Origin of the sequence: Chitinophaga tropicalis (assembly GCF_009758205.1) — a bacterium.
Lineage (GTDB): Bacteria > Bacteroidota > Bacteroidia > Chitinophagales > Chitinophagaceae > Chitinophaga > Chitinophaga tropicalis.
This window is the reverse complement of the sequence record NZ_WRXN01000006.1, coordinates 62,513-81,778: the sequence shown is the minus strand read 5'-3', so window position 1 is coordinate 81,778 and position 19,266 is coordinate 62,513. Positions and strand designations below refer to the sequence as shown.

Annotated in this window: 17 protein-coding genes; 6 read left to right on the top strand and 11 right to left on the bottom strand. The window is 46.5% G+C overall.

Annotated elements, in window-relative coordinates; translation table 11 throughout:
- Positions 1–41 precede the first annotated feature (41 nt).
- The 7 genes from GO493_RS14975 to GO493_RS14945 all read right to left on the bottom strand — a co-directional run bounded on the left by GO493_RS14975 (position 42) and on the right by GO493_RS14945 (position 8,192).
- Positions 42–1,805, bottom strand: coding sequence for a hypothetical protein (locus tag GO493_RS14975; protein ID WP_157307016.1), 1,764 nt, complete (start codon positions 1,803–1,805; stop codon positions 42–44).
- A gap of 98 nt (positions 1,806–1,903) precedes the next feature.
- The gene (locus GO493_RS14970) at positions 1,904–2,671 is read right to left on the bottom strand and encodes an ABC-2 transporter permease (protein WP_157307015.1); all 768 of its coding nucleotides are present in this window, start codon (positions 2,669–2,671) and stop codon (positions 1,904–1,906) included.
- Positions 2,668–3,375: an ABC transporter ATP-binding protein gene (locus GO493_RS14965; protein WP_157307014.1), complete on the bottom strand. Its 708-nt coding sequence runs from the start codon at positions 3,373–3,375 to the stop codon at positions 2,668–2,670. The genes GO493_RS14970 and GO493_RS14965 overlap by 4 nt, the downstream gene beginning before the upstream one ends.
- Positions 3,372–4,601, bottom strand: coding sequence for a nitrous oxide reductase family maturation protein NosD (locus tag GO493_RS14960; protein WP_157307013.1), 1,230 nt, complete (start codon positions 4,599–4,601; stop codon positions 3,372–3,374). Before GO493_RS14960 ends, GO493_RS14965 begins: the two co-directional genes overlap by 4 nt.
- On the bottom strand, positions 4,598–5,578 hold the full coding sequence (locus GO493_RS14955; protein ID WP_157307012.1) for a nitrous oxide reductase accessory protein NosL: 981 nt from the start codon (positions 5,576–5,578) through the stop codon (positions 4,598–4,600). The genes GO493_RS14960 and GO493_RS14955 overlap by 4 nt, the downstream gene beginning before the upstream one ends.
- Positions 5,579–5,714: 136 nt before the next feature.
- Positions 5,715–7,679 (bottom strand): Sec-dependent nitrous-oxide reductase, encoded by a 1,965-nt coding sequence (gene nosZ, locus GO493_RS14950; protein ID WP_157307011.1) that lies wholly within the window; start codon positions 7,677–7,679, stop codon positions 5,715–5,717.
- Between the two features lie 27 nt (positions 7,680–7,706).
- On the bottom strand, positions 7,707–8,192 hold the full coding sequence (locus tag GO493_RS14945; protein ID WP_157307010.1) for a c-type cytochrome: 486 nt from the start codon (positions 8,190–8,192) through the stop codon (positions 7,707–7,709).
- A gap of 151 nt (positions 8,193–8,343) precedes the next feature.
- Here GO493_RS14945 and GO493_RS14940 point away from each other — a divergent pair, with 151 nt between their 5' ends.
- Genes GO493_RS14940 through GO493_RS14915 form a run of 6 tightly spaced genes read left to right on the top strand, consistent with a single transcriptional unit; the run spans position 8,344 to position 13,413 of the window.
- Positions 8,344–8,967: a Crp/Fnr family transcriptional regulator gene (locus GO493_RS14940; protein WP_232538855.1), complete on the top strand. Its 624-nt coding sequence runs from the start codon at positions 8,344–8,346 to the stop codon at positions 8,965–8,967.
- Positions 8,968–9,003: 36 nt separating this feature from the next.
- The gene (locus GO493_RS14935; protein WP_157307009.1) at positions 9,004–10,218 is read left to right on the top strand and encodes a hypothetical protein; all 1,215 of its coding nucleotides are present in this window, start codon (positions 9,004–9,006) and stop codon (positions 10,216–10,218) included.
- Entirely contained in the window at positions 10,196–11,074 is an 879-nt protein-coding gene (gene ric / locus GO493_RS14930; RefSeq protein ID WP_157307008.1) for an iron-sulfur cluster repair di-iron protein, read from the top strand. Before GO493_RS14935 ends, ric begins: the two co-directional genes overlap by 23 nt.
- Before the next feature lies 1 nt (position 11,075).
- Entirely contained in the window at positions 11,076–11,852 is a 777-nt protein-coding gene (locus GO493_RS14925; RefSeq protein ID WP_157307007.1) for a DUF2249 domain-containing protein, read from the top strand.
- Positions 11,849–13,084: a hypothetical protein gene (locus GO493_RS14920; protein ID WP_157307006.1), complete on the top strand. Its 1,236-nt coding sequence runs from the start codon at positions 11,849–11,851 to the stop codon at positions 13,082–13,084. The genes GO493_RS14925 and GO493_RS14920 overlap by 4 nt, the downstream gene beginning before the upstream one ends.
- On the top strand, positions 13,081–13,413 hold the full coding sequence (locus GO493_RS14915) for a metal-sulfur cluster assembly factor (RefSeq protein WP_157307005.1): 333 nt from the start codon (positions 13,081–13,083) through the stop codon (positions 13,411–13,413). Before GO493_RS14920 ends, GO493_RS14915 begins: the two co-directional genes overlap by 4 nt.
- A 46-nt stretch (positions 13,414–13,459) precedes the next feature.
- Here GO493_RS14915 and GO493_RS14910 read toward each other — a convergent pair whose 3' ends face one another.
- The 4 genes from GO493_RS14910 to GO493_RS14895 form a co-directional block, all read right to left on the bottom strand.
- Positions 13,460–13,900 carry a VOC family protein gene (locus GO493_RS14910; RefSeq protein WP_157307004.1) on the bottom strand — a complete coding sequence of 147 codons (441 nt, stop codon included), beginning with the start codon at positions 13,898–13,900 and terminating at the stop codon, positions 13,460–13,462.
- A 229-nt stretch (positions 13,901–14,129) separates the two neighbouring features.
- Complete coding sequence (locus tag GO493_RS14905) at positions 14,130–15,083, bottom strand: DUF6268 family outer membrane beta-barrel protein (RefSeq protein WP_157307003.1); 954 nt, start codon at positions 15,081–15,083, stop codon at positions 14,130–14,132.
- Positions 15,073–18,195: an efflux RND transporter permease subunit gene (locus tag GO493_RS14900; protein WP_157307002.1), complete on the bottom strand. Its 3,123-nt coding sequence runs from the start codon at positions 18,193–18,195 to the stop codon at positions 15,073–15,075. The genes GO493_RS14905 and GO493_RS14900 overlap by 11 nt, the downstream gene beginning before the upstream one ends.
- A gap of 10 nt (positions 18,196–18,205) precedes the next feature.
- Positions 18,206–19,264 (bottom strand): efflux RND transporter periplasmic adaptor subunit, encoded by a 1,059-nt coding sequence (locus GO493_RS14895; RefSeq protein ID WP_157307001.1) that lies wholly within the window; start codon positions 19,262–19,264, stop codon positions 18,206–18,208.
- Positions 19,265–19,266: the final 2 nt, after the last annotated feature.

Below are 19,266 nucleotides of genomic sequence, written 5' to 3'. Positions count from 1 at the left end.
CTGCGGCAGGCTTTTTGAGCGGAGTTTGGCTTGCGGCAGGCTTAGCTGATGCGCAGCGCTGCGAGTGTAATTGCGGCAGCATCCAGCTCGGTTTTCATAGATGTAAATGTTGTTGCCAAACCTTTATAGTATTCAATTCCTTCCAGTAAATTTTTCTTAAATGTTTCCAAAGCTCTTACCTGTTTAGGAGGAAGACTTACTCCTGTAACCAGTTTCTTTTTGAGATAATCTATATAGAGATGCAGCTCATTTACAAAAAGGTTAGGTCTGTGCAATGAATTGAGCAGGTTCAGTTTACCATAAATGTGCCCTACCATTTCTGCTAAAGAAAAGACACCGGAGAAGTATGCCAGGTTAGGGCCCGGACATAGGGTCACAGCTGTTAACCCATGAGAAGGAGGAAGATCATTCTTCTTCAATGCAGATGCTCCTAATCCTTCGCAAAGGCAATCCTTTTCAAGCACATTATCCAATTCCTGCCTGTATTCTGTAGCAGGCAGGCCCTTGGCTTCCAGTTCTTTTATCTTCAGGTGGAGGTACTGACGGGAGGCCGTACAGATAGGTTCTGTTGTAAATTCTGTATTGGAGACAAGGTATTTTTTATGACAGGGACTTCCCGGCCTGTTCTTCGCTATTCTTTCTTTACGTTGTACTTCCGAGGTACTTTTCCTGAAGTTGTTGAACGGCACACCTAACGGAGATGCATAACTCATATAATAATCTTCCTTGCTGGCGCCGGATAGTTGGGTAAGGGTATCCGAATCTACATTGGTTGCCTCTGGTACCAGAAGAAACGGGCTACCCCACCCTGCACCATCCAGGATATAATTATCTATGAGAAAAGCATGCTCACTTGCTGTACCGATCCCCCCCTGTACGGTGATCTTCAATGCCGGCCGATTGCTGAAGGCGGGAAGACCGTTCTTCTCCAGCGTGCTGTTACAAAGCTCAAACAGCTCTGCCGTTAACTCCTCACGTTTGTTCTTAAACTCTTCCAGTATGGGACCTAACAATAAACCGTCCGTAGCAAACGCATGGCCGCCACAGTTCAGGCCCGACTCTATCCTGAATTCCGAGATCCATAAACCTTTTTTAGCCAAAATTTTCCCTTGTACCAACGCCGAGCGATAGTCACTGACCTTTAAGATCAGCTTCTTCTTTAATTTGTCATCTTTACCAGGATAGAAGTCGGGGAACTGTTCAATATAACTGTACAATGCCGGATTATACCCGGCAGACAATACGACGGAAGATTCCAGATCACTCCTGGCAAAGCCGCGCAGGGCAGCCAATGCGTCAGAGTATTCAGGAGGCAGCGGGTTGCCCTTTGCATCTGTGCCAGCCCTGTCCAGCTTACACATGATGTTCACATCTATAGCACCTGCCGTTACATGGCGACGGAGTTCCTGCTGCATCTGCTGCTTTTCGCTACCTTCATCCAGGCTGCACATGCGGTTATACATCTTTTTCAAAGATGAACTGTCAGGCAGCAGCTCAAAATATTTCACAAGATCATTATCACCTTCAAAAGGTAGCAAGACTATCTCCTTCATCTGATCTTTTACAATAGCATGTATTCTGTTCAGATAATCGGTGATGCGTTTAGCGCGATAGTCATCCTCTTTTTCCGTAATAGGGAAGTAATCTACTCCTGCCGTTTTACAGTGAAGGACTCTCATTCTTTCCACCAGCTGATCGTCCACTATAGATATTACAGAGGAGATCCCGAATCGCGCCACCTTCACAGGTGTATCAATACTATATCCCAGGCCAAGAACAGGAATATGAAAACTATGTTTGTCCATTGTTGCAGGTTACTTTGAAATTTAGCACGAAGGTCATTTTATATTTCAGCAGGAACCCTGACCACAAACAGTCCTTTAGCTGATTTAAAACCGGATAATTAAAGATCTTTCCTGTTAAATATCCTTAATGATAACAGGAAAGGAATAATGACCCATAGCACCATGATCATACAGGATACGATCATCCCCAACACGGAACCAAAAAATTGTTTGAATACGGCGCCGGTGTATCCCATCAGGGCAGACATGTCCAGGAACAACAGCATGAAGATGCGGCACAGGTCTACAGGGTTCAGGGATATTACTGCCACCATTCCGTTCTCTATAGGATAGTCAGCAAACTGGAACAGCAGCCAGAGTATCAGTCCGTCAAACAATAATGTGAACAGCAGCCATATCATGATAGCCAATCCTATTCCCTTGGCCTTATCCCTTATTTTCACTGCTCCCCATAATGCCAGCGATACGAAGACGGCAGACAGTAAACAGCCACAGGCCATCATTATCCACCCCGTTACGCCGGGGGCATAGATCAATACCGGAATGCCCACGCCTACAATGAAGGCAAGGCATAAGGCAACTGCCAGTCCGCAGAAAAGGCTGGTCCAGATCACCTTCCGTTTTACCGGCTGGCTTACCAGCAGTTCTATAAATTCTGCGCTGTTATACACATAGATGGTTGAAAAGATCAGGCTTACCAGGGGCACTATCAGCAGTACTATATTTAATAAGCTGAGCAGGCCTTTTGATGTATTATCCTCCAGGCTGAAGATGCTGAACGATATTACCATCAGGAACAGCATATAGGCGATAACGATCCTGTTACGGAGAATATCTGCCATTACATATCTCGTCATCTTTTTCATATTCCCGACATTACTTTTGCGATGGCTCTGCCCAGTCTTTCTTCTTTTGTATCAGACAAAAGCCGCTCTATCTGTTTATGAAAACATAATTTTCCGTCCTGCATGTAGATCACTTCGCTCACCAGTTCTTCCAGGTCGCTCAGCACATGGGAAGTGATCAGTATCAGCTTTCCTTTATCTGTTTCCCTGACAATCTTTTCTTTCAATATTTCTGTGGATACGGGATCCAGCCCTGCAGTTGGTTCATCCAGGATCAGCACATCCGGCTGGAAGAGAAATGCCAGACAGGCGCTGACCTTTTGCCTGGTGCCACCGGAGAGGGTACCCATGCGTTTATGCAGCAAGGAGGGTATTTTGAAAGCCCTGATCAGCTCTTCATCCAGCCTGGCAGCAGGGGTCTGTCTCATATCCTTTATCATGTCCAGCACCTGGCCAATGGTCATATTGTCCGGGTAGCGGCCTATCTGCGGCATGTAACCAATCCCTTCCCGGTATTTCCAGCCGCCTGCAACATCTTCCCCGTTAACCAGTATTTTCCCGCTATCCGGCACTATCATGCCCAGTATAGATTTTATGAGGGTGGTCTTACCACTTCCGTTAGGGCCGGTCAGGGCAATACATTCGCCAGAGCGGCAGGTGATGGATATATTATCGAGTGCTTTCAGCTTTCCGAAAGATTTCGACACAGCGTCTACAGTGATCATAATACAATTGGTTTCATTAACGGCGCATCATCTTTCAGCGCTTCCGGTGTAAGGCTGGGAATGACCCTTTCCGCCTTTTCCAGCAGTGTTACCATAAAACTTCTGAACAACAGCATGGAAGGCGGATATCTTTCTATGATCATGGCATACATGCTGACGGGGTGATAAGGCACATCGCCTTTTCTGTCCCTGTTCAGGTCGTAGCCTTCGTATTTATCCCAGTAATTACCATTAAATACATTCAGCACCAGGCTGCCATTCGTGGCCACATCGAAGGTGTTGCCGGTGAAGTTGTTATTACTGACATGGTTGTCCATGCAGCTTGCCTGGATCTTCAAAGCCCAGCCATTGCCAGTGAAAGCATTCCTGCTTACGTTGATCCGGCTGGCGCCTTCCATATAAATAGCTGTGGTATTATTCACAAAACGGTTATGCTCAATACGGCTGTCAGAGATCTCTTTCAGCAGGATACCATAGGCAGCATCTCCCCAGTTCTCTTCAAACAGGTTGTCCAGCATGGTGACGTTGCGGGTGAACATCACCGCTACTCCTGCCCCATTCTTACGGAAGGTGTTGCTCTTATAGGTGTTATTGTGAGAGAACATAAAATGTAATCCATACCGGTTGTTGGAAGCAGATATGTTCTTCTCGATCAATGAATGTGTAACGAATTCAAAATAGATACCATCCCGGTGACCGGACACCCGGTTGCCGCTGATGGTCATGCTATCGCTTTTCCAGCAATGGATACCATTGCCGGACAATTCTGTTGCCCTGCTATACGCGGTTAAATGATTATCTGTAATGGTACAGTGTTTAGCCCCCTGGGCGTAGATCCCGAAAAAATTGTTATCCAGTGTATTGTTGATAACAGTGACATGATGTGTATTGTATATTTTGATGCCGGCTATATCTGTTACAGAAGAATATCCTGAGTGTTTTACCAGGAAGCCTTCTATCACCACATAAGGCGATTTCACAGAAATGATCTCATGTTTTCCTTCCCCGTCCAGTATGGGCTGGTTCAGTCCCTTCAAAACAATGGGTTTATCTACAATGATATTCCCTTCTTTATAAGTCCCTTTGTCCACCAGTACCGTGTCTCCTTTTACAGCCATGCTGATAGCCCGGTGTATGGAAGTGATACGTTGACCCTTTCCTACCCGGATAGTATGTGCATGGGCGGTCCCCACCATTAACAGACATATCAGCAACAGGCATCTCATGGCAGTATTTCTTTCCAGGTGAGTGTTTTGCCGTTGTATTTCGCCGTGGCCTCTTTATCTGAGAAAGCAGCTGTTTGTCCACCCATAGGCCCTTTCAATTCAGCGCTTTCAACAAATATCATCTTGTCTGCCGGCTGTAACGTAAACGGCTGTTCGTAATCCGAGACATAATATTTTCCGTTCTCTGTTGGAGTGGCTTTCAGATATGCCAGCAGGCAGTGCAGGTCGTCAAACTTATATACTCTTCCTTTCTGTGTAACCAGTTCTCCTGCAAAGCGGGCATCGCTGATGGTCATCTTACAGAAATCGCAATGATCTGTTCCCGGTTTAATGGCTGATGGCCCCTGGCCGCAGGAAGACAGGAAGAAAAGCGGGAAGACGAATGCCAGCATTAATGAGAGCTTTGCCTTGCGGTATTCCCAGAAGGATGCGCCCACCAGCAGCACGCCTACAGCTGCGAAGATCCATCCACCGGCATCCAGCATGGAATAAGCACCGAAGTTCAGCAATTGTTTAAATCCTATTAATGGCGGCTGATAAGCCATGCCAGGTACTTTTATGGCTGCATCCGGGTTCAGGTTATGCCCGTAGTCATACTCCCATTTCCAGAAGTCTATCATTGATACGATACCGAACAGCAGGAAGAGTATGCATACTTTATACAGGAACTTACGGCGACCGACTATTGATGCCAACAGGGTTAGTGCGCTGAAGCAGAAGATAATTACTGGCAGTATTTTAAATTCAATGAATGCGTCTGAGTGCAGCGTTCTCATTCCTATGTAGTGGTTCAGTCCATTGATGATCTCTACGTCTCCCGCCAGGCGGTTAGCAAAGATCAGCAGCTTTAATCCTTCCGGGTACTGCGGCGCATCCAGTTCTATCCTCCAGATGGGCAGGAATAGTGCACCCAGCAGCACGATACCGCCTATGAGCAGTAAGACCCGCGTTATACCATGTAATTGAGCTTTCTTCATGACAAATTCTTGAAATAAGGATAGTGTATCAGTTTGGAATAGTTGGCCCTGCGGGCTAGACTGAGACACTACCGAAATAAGGAAACAGGGAAGCCGTCTCTCTCTACATCTGAAACAGCCTCCCGTTCCAATAATATTACTCTGCCGGCAGGTTAGTGCCTGTGCTGAATGTGAGGGGTACGTTGCTACCTGCAGGAGATACCCTTACATAACCAGACATTTCCTGGTGCAGGGCGCTGCAGAAGTCTGTACAGTAGATGGGGAAGATCCCTACTCTGTCAGGTACCCATTTCAACGTGGTAGTTTCTCCGGGCATTACCAGCAGCTCTCCATTGTTGGCGCCTTTGATGGCAAAGCCATGTGGTACGTCCCAATCCTGTTCCAGGTTGGTAACATGGAAGTACACTTCATCGCCCATCCGGATACCTTCAATATTATCTGGTGTAAGGTGAGAGCGGATAGTTGTCATCCGTACATGTACTTTATTACCTTCCCTTGTTACTTTCGTATCAGACTCTCCTTTTGCTACATAAGGATGTTTGTTCTCTTCTATCTTAAAGATCTTCACTGACTTTCCGGTTACTTTATCGGCTTTGATGGCCTGTGCATAGTGAGGCTCGCCGATGGTGGGATAGTCGAGGATGAGCTGCATCTTATCGCCGGAGATGTCGAACAGCTGTGCACTCTGTGAGAGTTCCGGTCCTGTTGGCAGGTAACGGTCTTTTGTGATCTTGTTGTATGATACTACGTATTTGCCTTCAGGATGGATAGCATCTCCGCCGGGAATCATCAGGTGGCCGGGAGAATAGAATGTAGGCTGACGGTCGATCACCTTCAGGTCTTTAATATTCCATTTCACGATCTCGGATGATACGAACATAGTGGTGATAGCGTTGCCTCTGCCGTCAAACTCTGTGTGTAATGGTCCCAGGCCGGGTTTATCTACTTCGCCATACAGCGCTGATTCATATTTGATGACAGGGATACCGGCAAAGTCGCCCTCAAAGTCTTTCTTCTCAATGGCTTTGATCATCTTGTCAAAAGAGAACACAGGGATCAATGCAGCCAGTTTACCGCTACCTACCATGTACTGACCGGTAGGATCAACGTCAATACCATGAGGGGATTTAGGACAGGGGATGAAGTAACAGATATCCTTCAGTTCCTTTGCATCCAGTACAATAACGTTGTTCTTTGTTTCAGAAGTGGCAGTATGTGTGGATTCATCGAATACATTGTGCATATACTTTGTATTCACTTTCTTTCCTTTGCCGGCTTTCACATATTCTTCTGCTTTCTTCCAGTTCACTGCCATTACAAAGTCCTTATCGTTCTTTGAGGCGTTCACTTCCAGCAAAGTATTGGCCTGTTCGGTGTTATAGCAGGAGAAGAAGAACCATCCGTGAGAAGGGCCTTTGCCTGCGCGGCTCAGGTCAAAGTTCACGCCTGGCGTTTCGATCTGGAAAGCGATGTCCATGTTCCCGGATTGGGGGTTTACACTGACAAAGCTGAGAGTACCTTTAAAGTTCTTTTTATAGGTGTTGATAGGTACGTCGCCATCGGCATCGTCCATCGGTACGCTGAAGCGTGTACCTGCCACTACATATTCCGTGTTTTCGGTAATGAAGGGAGAAGAGTGGTTACCGCCGCTGTTAGGCAGTTCCAGTATCTCTGCAGTACGGAAAGTGCTCAGGTCAATTCTTGCCAGCCTGGGCGTGTTGTTACCGTTTACAAATACCCAGCGGCCATCGTTATCTCCTTTGGTTTTGGAGAGCTGCACGTGGTGCAGGTCATCCCAGGGAGTGAAGCCGTGTGAGGTATTCAGCATGGGTTTTGTTTCTTCACTGAAACCCCAGCCTTTTTCCGGATCAAGGGAAAATACGGGAATGACCCTGAGCAGGCGTCCGGAGGGTAGTCCGTATACGGATAGTTGTCCGCTGAAGCCACCGGACACGAAATTGTAATATTCATCGTATTTGCCGGGTGCCACGTATGTTTTTTCCGCAGCATTGCCACTTACGGCATTGCCGGCGTTCTTAGGTTTACAGGCGCCCAGTCCCCCTATTATAAGAGAAGTCAGGACAAAACAAGCAGCTCTCATAGTATACATTTTTTGAGATTTTGAGTATTATTTAACACCGTCGTTCTGCCTCATAAACTCCAGTATGTTCCTGGCATCTTCATCATTCAGGTTCTGGTTAGGCATGCGTACCATGCATATGGCCAGCTGTGCCTGCAGTTTGGGATCCTTATCGATCATGGGATCAGGATTGGTGATGAAGTTCATGATCCATTCCGGTCTGTGACGTTCTGTAACGCCTTTCCATCCGGGACCTACCAGTTTTTCGTCTGACAGTTTGTGACAGCTGGAGCATTTCACGTCAAAGATCTGTTTCCCTTTCACGGCCATTCCCTGGTCCAGGGCTTTTCCAACATCTACTTTGTCAAATTTTCCGAGTCCCCGTAACGAGTCATATGCAGACGCCTCCTGTGGCACCTCCTGCACTTCCTGTACGGCCGGCTCTGTTTTAGATGCGGTTTCCTGTGTGTTTGTGCTCCCCCCACAGGCATACAGCAACAAGGCCGAGAGGCCTAAAAAAGCTACCTTTTTCATATAGTATGCATTGATTATGCTGCAAGACTACCGTGTTCAGGCTTCCTATTTTATGATCGTACTCATAAAGACCGGAATCCTGCCGAGGATCATTTCTTTACAGGACGGTGGTCAGTATTGGAGGGAGCCGAGATCAGTAATTTTATACTGTATGATGATAGACATTGAAACACTTATTTCACTGGGAGCTGTTTCCAAACAGGTCAGCGCCGGAGAGATGCTTTTCCTGGAAGAAGGAAGCGCACACTTTTATAACCAGCTGATAAGCGGCCGGGTACGTTGTGTAAATATTACCGATGAAGGGAAAGAATTCACACAGATGATCATTCAACCCGGGGAATGCTTCGGTGAACTGGCGCTGATAGATGACCAGCCCTATGCCGTAACTGCCATTGCAGATACAGATGCCGTATACCTGCGGCTGAATGGAGACGCATTCAGACAATTGCTGAAGGAGGACACTGAGCTACATCTTGCTTTTACCCAACTGCTTTGCAGAAGGCTTCGTTTCAAATACCTTTTATCTAAAGAGCAGGCTAACCAGAACCCGAGGCATAGTATCTTAAACCTGCTCAACTACTTCAAGCAAACAAAGCAGAACGTCTGCTCACAATGTTCTAAAGTAATGCTTACACGCCAGCAGATAGCAGACATGACAGGGCTGCGCGTAGAGACCGTGATACGCGCTATCAGGCAGCTGGAAGAGCAGGGAGTGCTGTGGATCAATAATGGGAAGGTATATCTTTCCTCTTATGATTGTGCGCATAGAAAGTAGTCTGCAATGTTTGTTGCTTTGCAATAAACACATGATATGCTTTCATCAATAAAGTTCTGGACGAGGTTGGCGATATGGAACATACTGATTGTTGCCATACTGGGCATGGTAATGCGTTATAAGATACTCTTCTCCCTGGAATGGCTGGACCAGAAGTCCCTGATGCACGCACATTCGCACTTCGCATTTGCAGGATGGGTATCTCTTTCTTTAATGGTGCTGATGGTATACAGCCTGGGCATTACCCGGCTTACTCCTGTCTATAAAAGGATACTCATTACACACAGCATTGCTGCGTATGGGATGTTGTTCTCTTTTCCCTTTCAGGGATATGGAGGTTTCTCCATCTTCTTCTCTACCTTATCTGTTATTGTTTCTTATTTCTTTTCATGGTATTGCTGGCAGGATTGTAAACATCATGTTGCTGCCAGATGGTTCGGAGGGGCGCTGATCTTTCTTGTACTATCATCTGTGGGGCCATTCAGCCTGGGGTATTTCATGACGCATCCTACAGACCAGCAATATATTCTTGCTTCCATTTACTACTACCTGCATTTCCAGTATAACGGCTGGTTCTTCTTTGCCTGTATGGGGCTGGCAGTACATGCACTTGCTGAAAGGAATGTACAGCTGCTGTCTTCCAATACAGTGTTCAACCTCTTTGCTGTAGCCTGCGTACCCACATGTTTCCTCTCTATAACATGGATGACCGTTCCTGTATGGGCTTATGTGGCAGTGATCTTTGCGGCAGGCATGCAACTGTTTGCATGGATGCTGTTCTGTAGGGAGCTGGTGCGATACCCGGTGGTATTCGGGCCTCTTCCAAAATGGCTGTTCATCTTATCTGCCATTGGGGTGACTATCAAAGTAGTACTGCAGGCATTGTCTGCCATTCCTTCCCTGAGCAGTGTGGTATATGGTTACCGGCCTATTGTAATAGGCTACCTGCACCTGGTCTTACTGGTGATCATTACCCTGTGCATTATTGGTTACATGATTACAAACGAGCTTGTTTCCCTTACCGCAACAGGTATTGCCGGTATTATACTTTTTGTGTCAGGCGTATTTCTCAACGAGCTGCTGCTAATGATACAGGGTATCACAGCATTGGGATATATACACCTTGGCTATATGAACGAACTGCTTTTTGTTATTGCTTTTATAATGGTTGCGGGACTGCTGTTCCTCAATCTTGGACAATATTTTATTACTACCAAAAAATACAATTATGATAAACGGCACCACGCTTGATGTGACACTGATCGAGCCCAGGCTCAAGCATCCTACTATCTTCAAGTACTTTGACAATCTTTCTTACGGAGAACATTTCACTATTCATAATGACCATGACCCCAGACCACTTTATTACCAGTTGCTGGGTGAAAGAGGGAACACCTTTACCTGGGAATATGTTCAGAACGGACCGGAAGAATGGAAGGTAAAGATCACCAGCTATAAGGAAGATACTGTAGGGGAAATAGCTGCCAGCGACCTGCGCAAGGCGGATGTGTTCAAGGCAATGGGGATTGACTTCTGCTGTGGCGGTGGCAAAACCGTTAAACAGGTATGTGCGGAACAGGGTATTCCGGAGGATAAGCTGCGGGCAGCGCTGGAAGAAAGCAATTATACCAGCACCTCTCCTTCCAGGGATTATAACAAGTGGGAGCCGGCTTTCCTGGCAGATTACATCATTCATACCCATCATAGTTATGTAAAGGAGCAATCTCCACAACTGAGAGAACTGGCGGCTACAGTAGCTGCCCGTCACCAGGAACAGCATCCGGAGCTGAAGGAGCTGTATTCATTGCTGGACCAGCTGCTGACAGAGCTGGCAGATCACCTGAAGAAAGAGGAAGAGATACTCTTTCCGATGATCAGACAAAACCTGGCGGAAGCAGAGATCATCCGTAAGCTGGAGGGTGAGCATGAAACTGCTGGTCAGCTGCTCAAACAGATACGGCAGGTGACCAACAACTATACTCCGCCACCTTCAGCCTGCAATTCTTACTGTTATCTTTTCAAAAAGGTAGAAGAGTTTGAGGAAGACCTTCACCTGCATATACACCTGGAGAACAATATCCTGTTCAAAAAATGTAAACTGATGTAGCATGATCCCGATCAATGCCAACACAAAGATCTCCGCGCTGATAAAGGCCAACAAGGAAAGCATTGAAGCCATTGCGTCCCTGTCCCGGCCACTGGAAAAACTCCGGAACCCATTGCTGCGTAAGATGATGGCATCGAGGGTCAGCATAGCGGAAGCGGCAAAGATGGGAGGATGCTCCATACAGGCATTTGCCGATGTATTAGCACCACTGGGATTTGTCTTTGAGCAGCAAGATACCGCTATGCAGGCAGAAGGGAATAAAGCGCCGCAATGGCTTACTTCCGCACGTATACATTACCTCGATGTGCGCCCTTCCCTGGCAGAGAACAAAGATCCTTTTAAAGAGATCATGCAGCATTTTACGGCATTGCCGGAAGGAGAGGTACTTTGTATCATCAACACCTTTGTACCTTATCCACTGATCTCCTTACTGGAAAAAAGAGGAGTGCTGAGTTATGCTGCTCCTGTTGCCTCAGGTGAATTCCATACATGGTTCCTTAAACAGGCGCCTTTCAATATCAGCATTGCTTATCCGAAGGAGTTCCCTTCATTTCCGCAGGAAAAGATAGTACAGATAGATGTACGGCAGCTGGAAATGCCGGGGCCTATGCAGGCTATACTACAGGCATTGGAGACATTGCCGCAAGGCCATGCGCTCTACGTACTGCATAAGAAGAAGCCTGTATACCTGCTGGATGACCTGGCAGGGCAGAATTACCAGGTACATATGAATGAAGTGGGAGAAGGAGATGTACGACTGTTAATTATTAAATCATGAGCAATATCAACATAGCAAAAGCGCCAGAAAATTATGCAGTACTGCCTTTTTATGCAACCGCTGCTTTCTTTTTCCTTTTGTTGTCATTGCTGCTTTTCATATCGGCAGGTGAGCTGGGCGGGCATTACTTTCATCCGCGGTTGCTGGCTATTGTACATACTGCCACATTAGGGTGGGGCACCATGATCATTTATGGCGCTTCGTACGAGCTGCTGCCTGTGTTGTGTGAGAATGACCTGTACAGCTCTCCGCTGGCGCTTTGCTCCTGGATGGTGCTGACAGCAGGTATCCTGCTGCTGGCGCCATCCTTCTGGTTTTTCAGTACAGGGCCTGTCATGATAACAGGAGGCGCACTGGTATTACTATCTGCCCTGTTGTTCCTTTTCAATACAATCCGGACGGCAGGCAGCTGCCGGGCATATACCGCCCAGAAATGTTTTATGATCAGCGCAGCGGTATGGCTGGTCATCACGGCATCTATAGGGTTGTTACTGGCTGTGAACCTGCGCTACCCTTTTCTACAGGTGAATCATCTGCAGATATTAAAGCTACATGCACATGCCGGTATAGCAGGCTGGTTCCTGCAACTGGTTACCGGGGTAAGCGCCAAGCTGATCCCCATGTTCCTGCTGGGAAAGTCAACAAAGAAAGGGCTGCTGACCACCGCCTTCATCCTGCAAAATGCCGGGCTGCTGCTTTTTATGGCAGATGGTTTTACAATACGCGCCCTGTTTTACGGCCTGCTGATCATTGCCGGGATTATATGCTGGCTATGCTATCTGTACGATGCTTTCCGGTCACGCGTGAGAAAAGCTATTGACCTGCCTATGCAGCATACGGCACTTTCTTTTATCTGCCTGTTGCTGTCTGTCATTATGATACCTTTTGTATGGCATGATGGCAAGTGGGGCGTGCTTTACGGTACGCTTATACTGCTGGGCTGGATTACTGCCATCATCCTTGGTAAAACATTTAAAACATTACCTTTTATAATCTGGAACCAGCGGTATAAACATCTGAACGGGAAAGTAAATGTGCCCCTGCCCAAACAGCTCTACTCCTCTCCTTTATTGAAATTCCAATACGGTTCCTATATACTGGCATTGCTGACACTGTGCACAGGCATCATAACCCGGCACCATCTGACACTGCAGATAGCTGCAGGGATATGGATAGTTACTGCCCTGTCATATAATGTGAATGTCCTTAAAATAATTTTTCATAAAAGATGACTATCTCTATCAGCGATCCTCATTTTGAGGATAAGACCAAAGCTATTGAAGTATTATACCAGGTAATAGATCCTGAGTTATTTGTAAACGTCATTGACCTGGGGCTGATCTATGATCTTAACATGGAAACAGAAGGGAAGATCATCGTAACAATGACCTTATCTACTCCTCATTGCCCGATGGGAGAAGCTATTACCATGGGTGTAGAGAATGCGTTGTCTGCCGCATTCCCGGGGAAAGAGACAGAGATAATACTTACCTGGGAGCCTGCCTGGGATTTTACAAGGCTTACTGAGGAGGGGAAGAGGCAGTTGGATATCATGTCCTGAGATGTTACAGACTGCCCGGACCAAAGGTCCAGGCAATCTTCCTTTATTATGGTTTTTCCGGGCAATTGAACATCCAGTTAATGCCATACTTATCAGTAAGGCTTCCAAAATAATCTCCCCAGAACATGTCCTGTAATTCCATTGTTACGTTACCACCTTCTTTCAACCTGTCAAAGATGCGTTTTGTTTCTGCACGGGTACCGGGGTCAAGGTTGACGTGCATGTTATTGCCGGATGTGGTTTGCATACCGCATGACCCTATACTGTCTGTTCCCATTAAAGTGTGAACGCCGAGAATACGCAGCTCTACATGCATTACGAGATTTTTATCCTTCTCTGATAATGGCGGCATGCCTTCCTGGGGAGGCGCATCTCCCATACGCATGATACCGGCTCCTTGAAATTCCCCGCCGAATATTGACTTGTAAAAATTGAATGCTTCTTCTGTTTTTTCCTGGAAGTTCAGGTATGTGCTTACTGATGCCATGGTATTCTTTTTTGGTGATTCAATGCTTCAAAGGTAAGTAGGGCATTATGTTTAAGAAGGGGTTGAAATGGACAAAACGAGGGGTGGTTTACGACATTTTTTGAGAGAGGCATTTTTGCACTGCGCACGAATGAAAGGATATTTATAAAGATGCCGGTATAAGATTATACCGGCACGTTCCTTAGGTCTACATATGTACTGTCACAAATTTCAAGGTGTGTTCACCGTCCTAAAATTTAAAACTCAATGTTGCCTGGAACATAGGAGAACTTTTCTCATAAGAGACCAGTTTTATTCTATCCTTCATTGTTGCCAGGCTATTGAAAGATATCTTCTGATCGTTGTTAAACGTTTGTAGTTTCTGGCTGAATGCATATCCCCCCATCAGGTTAAATGTCCAGTGCCGGCCTATATTAAGCTCATACATCAGTCCACCGCTGACCTGCTGGAACTGCAGGTATTTACCTGTTTTGGTTGAATCATTGAGACGATAGCTGGCTGTATTGAGGCCTTGTACCAATGCTAATGTCTGTGTCTTATTTAGCTTATACTTCAATGCTAACCGGGTTGGCATAAATGCTTCCAGCTTCCACCTGGAGCTGATGGTCCAGTCAAAATCAGGCATAGGGATCAGGGTGCGGCCTACATAAGTATCAGAATATACCAGTGTTACACCTAACCTGAACCTCTTTGTTTGCCTGAAGCCGAACCTTACTCCGGCAACGTAAATAAGATCATCTGATGTAACATCCTTACGAAAATCTGAAGCAATGCCTCCGTTAAGGATGGCTGTAATGCTGGTGTTACGGGATGCAACGTAGGTGAGCATCAACGGAATACTTACGGAGTGAAAGTTATCTCCGTCTATTGCCTTCTCGTTAGCCAGGAACAGGCCCTGGTAGCGGAGGCCGAATCTCAGCATCAAAGGATGCGGAGATCGTTTCTTTGTGAGTCTGTATAAGGGGCTGATCTCGTCTACAGTCAGCTGACTAACTGCAAAAGTGCTTGTCCCTGCATCTACAGGTGCCAACATATAATTTACGTTAACCCGCCCCATTAGCGGAGGCGCTGTGGCTATAGGTTGTTTCTTCTCTGCGCGGAGAGAATCGTTCATGTTCACTTTTCCCTGTGCTGACAGCTTTGCAGATGCCAGCAGGAGTAAGGGGATGATGCTATACTTCATATTGTATATGATGTTTATGTTGCTCGTGCTTTTTCTTGCGATGGATCATGTTATCTATGATCAGGTACATAGATGGTACAACAAACAGTGTCAGGATCATTGAGCTTGTAAGTCCGCCGATGATAACCCATGCCATACCATTCTTTATTTCCGAGCCGGCGCCAGCTGCCATCGCAATAGGCAGCATACCGAATATCATTGCCAATGTTGTCATTAATATGGGGCGCAGACGTTCTTTCCCTGCTTCTATCAATGCTTCGCTCACAGAACGGCCTTCTTCTTTCAGCTGGTTGGTAAAGTCTACTATCAGGATCGCGTTCTTGGAAACAAGTCCCAGCAGCATGATGATACCTATTATCGAAAAAATGTTCAGTGTTTCCATTGTGAGTGCCAGCGCCAGCAGAGAGCCGATCAGTGCTACAGGAATGGAGAAGAGCACTACGAAAGGATATACCGCATTCTCGTAAAGAGCCACCATGATCATGTATACCAGGAGGATAGCGGTCAGGAGCGCCAGTCCCAGGCTGCCGAAGGCGTCCTTTTGATTCTTTGCATCTCCCAGGTATTCAACTGTGATACCCGGGGGTATCTTTACGGTTGCCAGTTTGGTCTTAATATCACTTACAACGGTACCTGTGGGACGACCTACCACGTTGGAGTTGATCGTGATATTACCTTCGCGGTTCCTGCGTTGCAATACACTTTCTCCCATGCCTTCATAGACATCCGCAAACTGGTCCAATGTGAAAGTCCCTCCGGAAGAGCTTGTAAAGGCGAGCTTCCTGATATCGCTGATGGTGGACCTGTTGCCGGCGTCCAGCCTGATCAGCATGGAATATTCATTTCCTTTCTCCCTGAATTTGCTGTCGTCATTACCATTGAAGGCATTCTGCAATGCGGCGCCCACCTGCCTGGCATCTACACCGAGCATCATCATTTTTTCACGGTCCAGTTCCAGTTCTATTTCAGGTTTCTGTGCTTTTACTGACAGCTCTACAGATTGGGTGCCCGGTACTGTAGCGATCAGGTCTTTACATTGATCAGCTACATTTCTTAGCGTTACAGGATCGCTGCCTTTTATTGCGATCTGGATGGGAGGGCCGCTGCTATTGCCGGAGAGGGATACCGGCGCAGCGCTTACCTTGGCTCCGACCACTGCCCTGCTTACTTCCTGTTGCAGCAATAATCCAAATTCATCGGATGACAGGGAACGTTTCTTTTTATTTACCAGCGTTATGGCTATCTCTGCCTGGTTGGCGTTACTTGTAGAACCCGCTACGCTTCCTGTAACGAAACCTACAGTAGAGAAAACATTCACTACTTCCGGATGGGCCATGATCAGCTTTTCAGCTTCCTGTGTCGCCATATTTGTCTGGTAGAGAGAAGCGGCGGGCGCCAGTTCGATCTTTATCAATAATTGCCCCTGGTCCATTACAGGAATGAAAGCGGCGCCGATAAAGCCTTTCACCAATAAGGAAAAAGAAGCCACAATCATAATAATGACACCGGAGAGCAGCCATCTTTTCTTTCTTAACAGGAGCGCCAGTAGCTTGGCATATTCTTCTTTAACGCCGTCAATAAAGTGTTCGAACCCGAGGTTCACTCTTCCCCATAAGGTTTTTTTACTTAATTCTTCCAGCTTTCCGAAACGGCTGGCAAGCAGTGGTGTGATAGTGAAGCAGACGATAAGGCTCATCAGGGTGGAGACTACAACTACCAGCGAAAACTCTTTCAGGACAGCACCGATTATCCCTCCGGAAAGCGCCAGCGGCAGGAACACTACTACGTCTACCAGTGTAATGGCCAGGGCGGTGAAGCCTATTTCATTACGGCCGTCCAATGCTGCCTGCCACCTGCTTTTACCCATTTCCAGGTGCCGGTAGATATTTTCCAGTACAACGATGGAATCGTCTACCAGGATACCAACCACCAGCGACATAGCCATCAGCGTCATCATGTTCAGTGAGAACCCGAGAACGTACATAGCGATGAAAGTGGGAATTATGGAAGAAGGGAGCGCAATGAGTACGAACATAGAGCTTCTGAAACTGTGGAGAAAGGCCAGCATTACTATTCCTACTATCACGATAGCCAGTACAAGGTCTTCTATCACCGCATTTGCCGAGGCCAGCGTATATGTGCTCTGATCTGTAGATACAGAGAACTTTATCCCCTGCGCTGCATATTGTTTTTCCAGTTCGCTGAATTTCTCTTTTACCAGCCGGCTTACATCAACAGCATTGGCATCGGACTGTTTGATGATCTGTAAACCGATAGAAGGAGAACCGTTCAGATGGGTGACAGCAACAGGATCTGCAACGGCATCGCTGATGCTTGCTACATCTTTCAGATATATTACACCACCTTTATTATCCTTATAGATAATGAGATCGCTCAGCTCTTTTACAGAAACGATATTAGCATCGTAGCGGATAGAGAGACGCTCGTTACTTGTCTCAATGCTACCTGCGGGGAAAGACTGGTTGGCATTGGTGATAGCCTGTGTTAATGCAGGAATGGCCATTCCGTAAGCATTCAGTTTATCATGTTCAATATTCACCTTTATCTGCCTTTCATCGCCACCTATGATATTGAGCTGACCAACACCAGCAACATTCTGTAATGCAGGTTTTATCTGCTTATCTACCAGGTCATACAAAGCCCTGGAGTCTACTTTACCTGTAACCCCCGCTTGCACAACCGGTGTTTCTTCCAGGTTGATCTTCTTTACTATTGGCTTGTCAGCCTGGTCAGGCAGATCATTTTGCGACTGATCTATCTTACGTTGAATGTTGCGTTCTGCTTCATCAACGTCTGCATTGCTTTTAAGTGTAATGGTTACCTGGGATACTCCCTGCTGTGAAGTGGAGCTGATCTGATCCAATCCTTCCACAGAGGAAAGTATGTCTTCCAGTTTCCTGGTCACCGAAGTTTCCACCTCAGTAACGGAAGCACCTGCATAAACGGTGCTGACCGTTACCGTGTTGACCTGTATCTTAGGTAACAGGTTATAGTTCAGACTGATGTAACATTGTATGCCGAAAAGGATCAATACCGTGAATATTACGACGATAAGCAACGGCCTTTTAATGGCTATTTCAGTAATTGACATGAAGCATATTTTATTTGGATAAACTAATGGATGATCCATCCTTCAGATTGATCTGACCGGACACTACCACCTGGTCTCCTTCTGTCAGGCCGCTCAGCACTTCGATCATTCCATTTACCTGTTCACCTGTTCTGATCTTTTTCAGTTCAACACGGTTATTCTTCACAAGAAATACGGAAGCATCGTCCAGACTACCGGAGATAGCCTCCCGCGGAATAAGCGTTGCTATCCTGCCTGTATTGCCCATGAAATCAGCTTTAACAAAGGTGCCTGGATGCAGCATGAATTCGCCGTTATTGCCGGTTGTAACTTCCACCATGTAATTATGTGATTCATCTGCGCTTGGGCTGATGAAAGTGATCGTTCCTGTAAACTCATGTTCAGGGTAAACGGCCGCCGTTATTTTCACCTGCTGCCCCTGGCGTATATGGTATACCTCACTTTCTGAAAGGTTCACCTGGATCTTCGCTTTTTCTGCATTCACGATAGTAGCTATCTGTGTACCCGGGCTGAGAAAAACGCCCGCCTCCACATCTTTGCTGAGTATGACACCGCTGATAGGGGCAGTGATCTTTGTATCTTCCAGTTGTTTGGCAGCTATTCTTTCCTGGCTTACTGCATTGTCATAATCCTGCTGCAGGTCTTTCACCTTCTGTGCCGTTGTTGCTTTTCCTGCCAGCAGTTCTTTGTATGTACTCAGGTCGTTTGACAGTTTTGCGGCAGTCAGCTTTGCTTTCTGCAGGTCTATCAATGCTGTTTTGTTATCCATTACAGCCAGCAGCTGTCCCTGTTTTATCTTACTGCCCAGTTCAAAATGCAGGTTCATTACATTACCACTTTGAGTAGCGAATACCTTAGCTTCTTTGAAAGGTGATATGTTACCTGTTTTCTGAATACTGGTAACTATACTGTCTGATCTTACCGCTACCGCCTTTACAGGGATAATGATGGCGGCAGTATCATTACGCTGCTTACGCGTATCGATCTCCTTTTTGTTACCCGCCAGTTTCCAGGCAACCAGGATAACTACCAGCAATACGATACTACCTGTGATAATTTTCTTTTTCATGC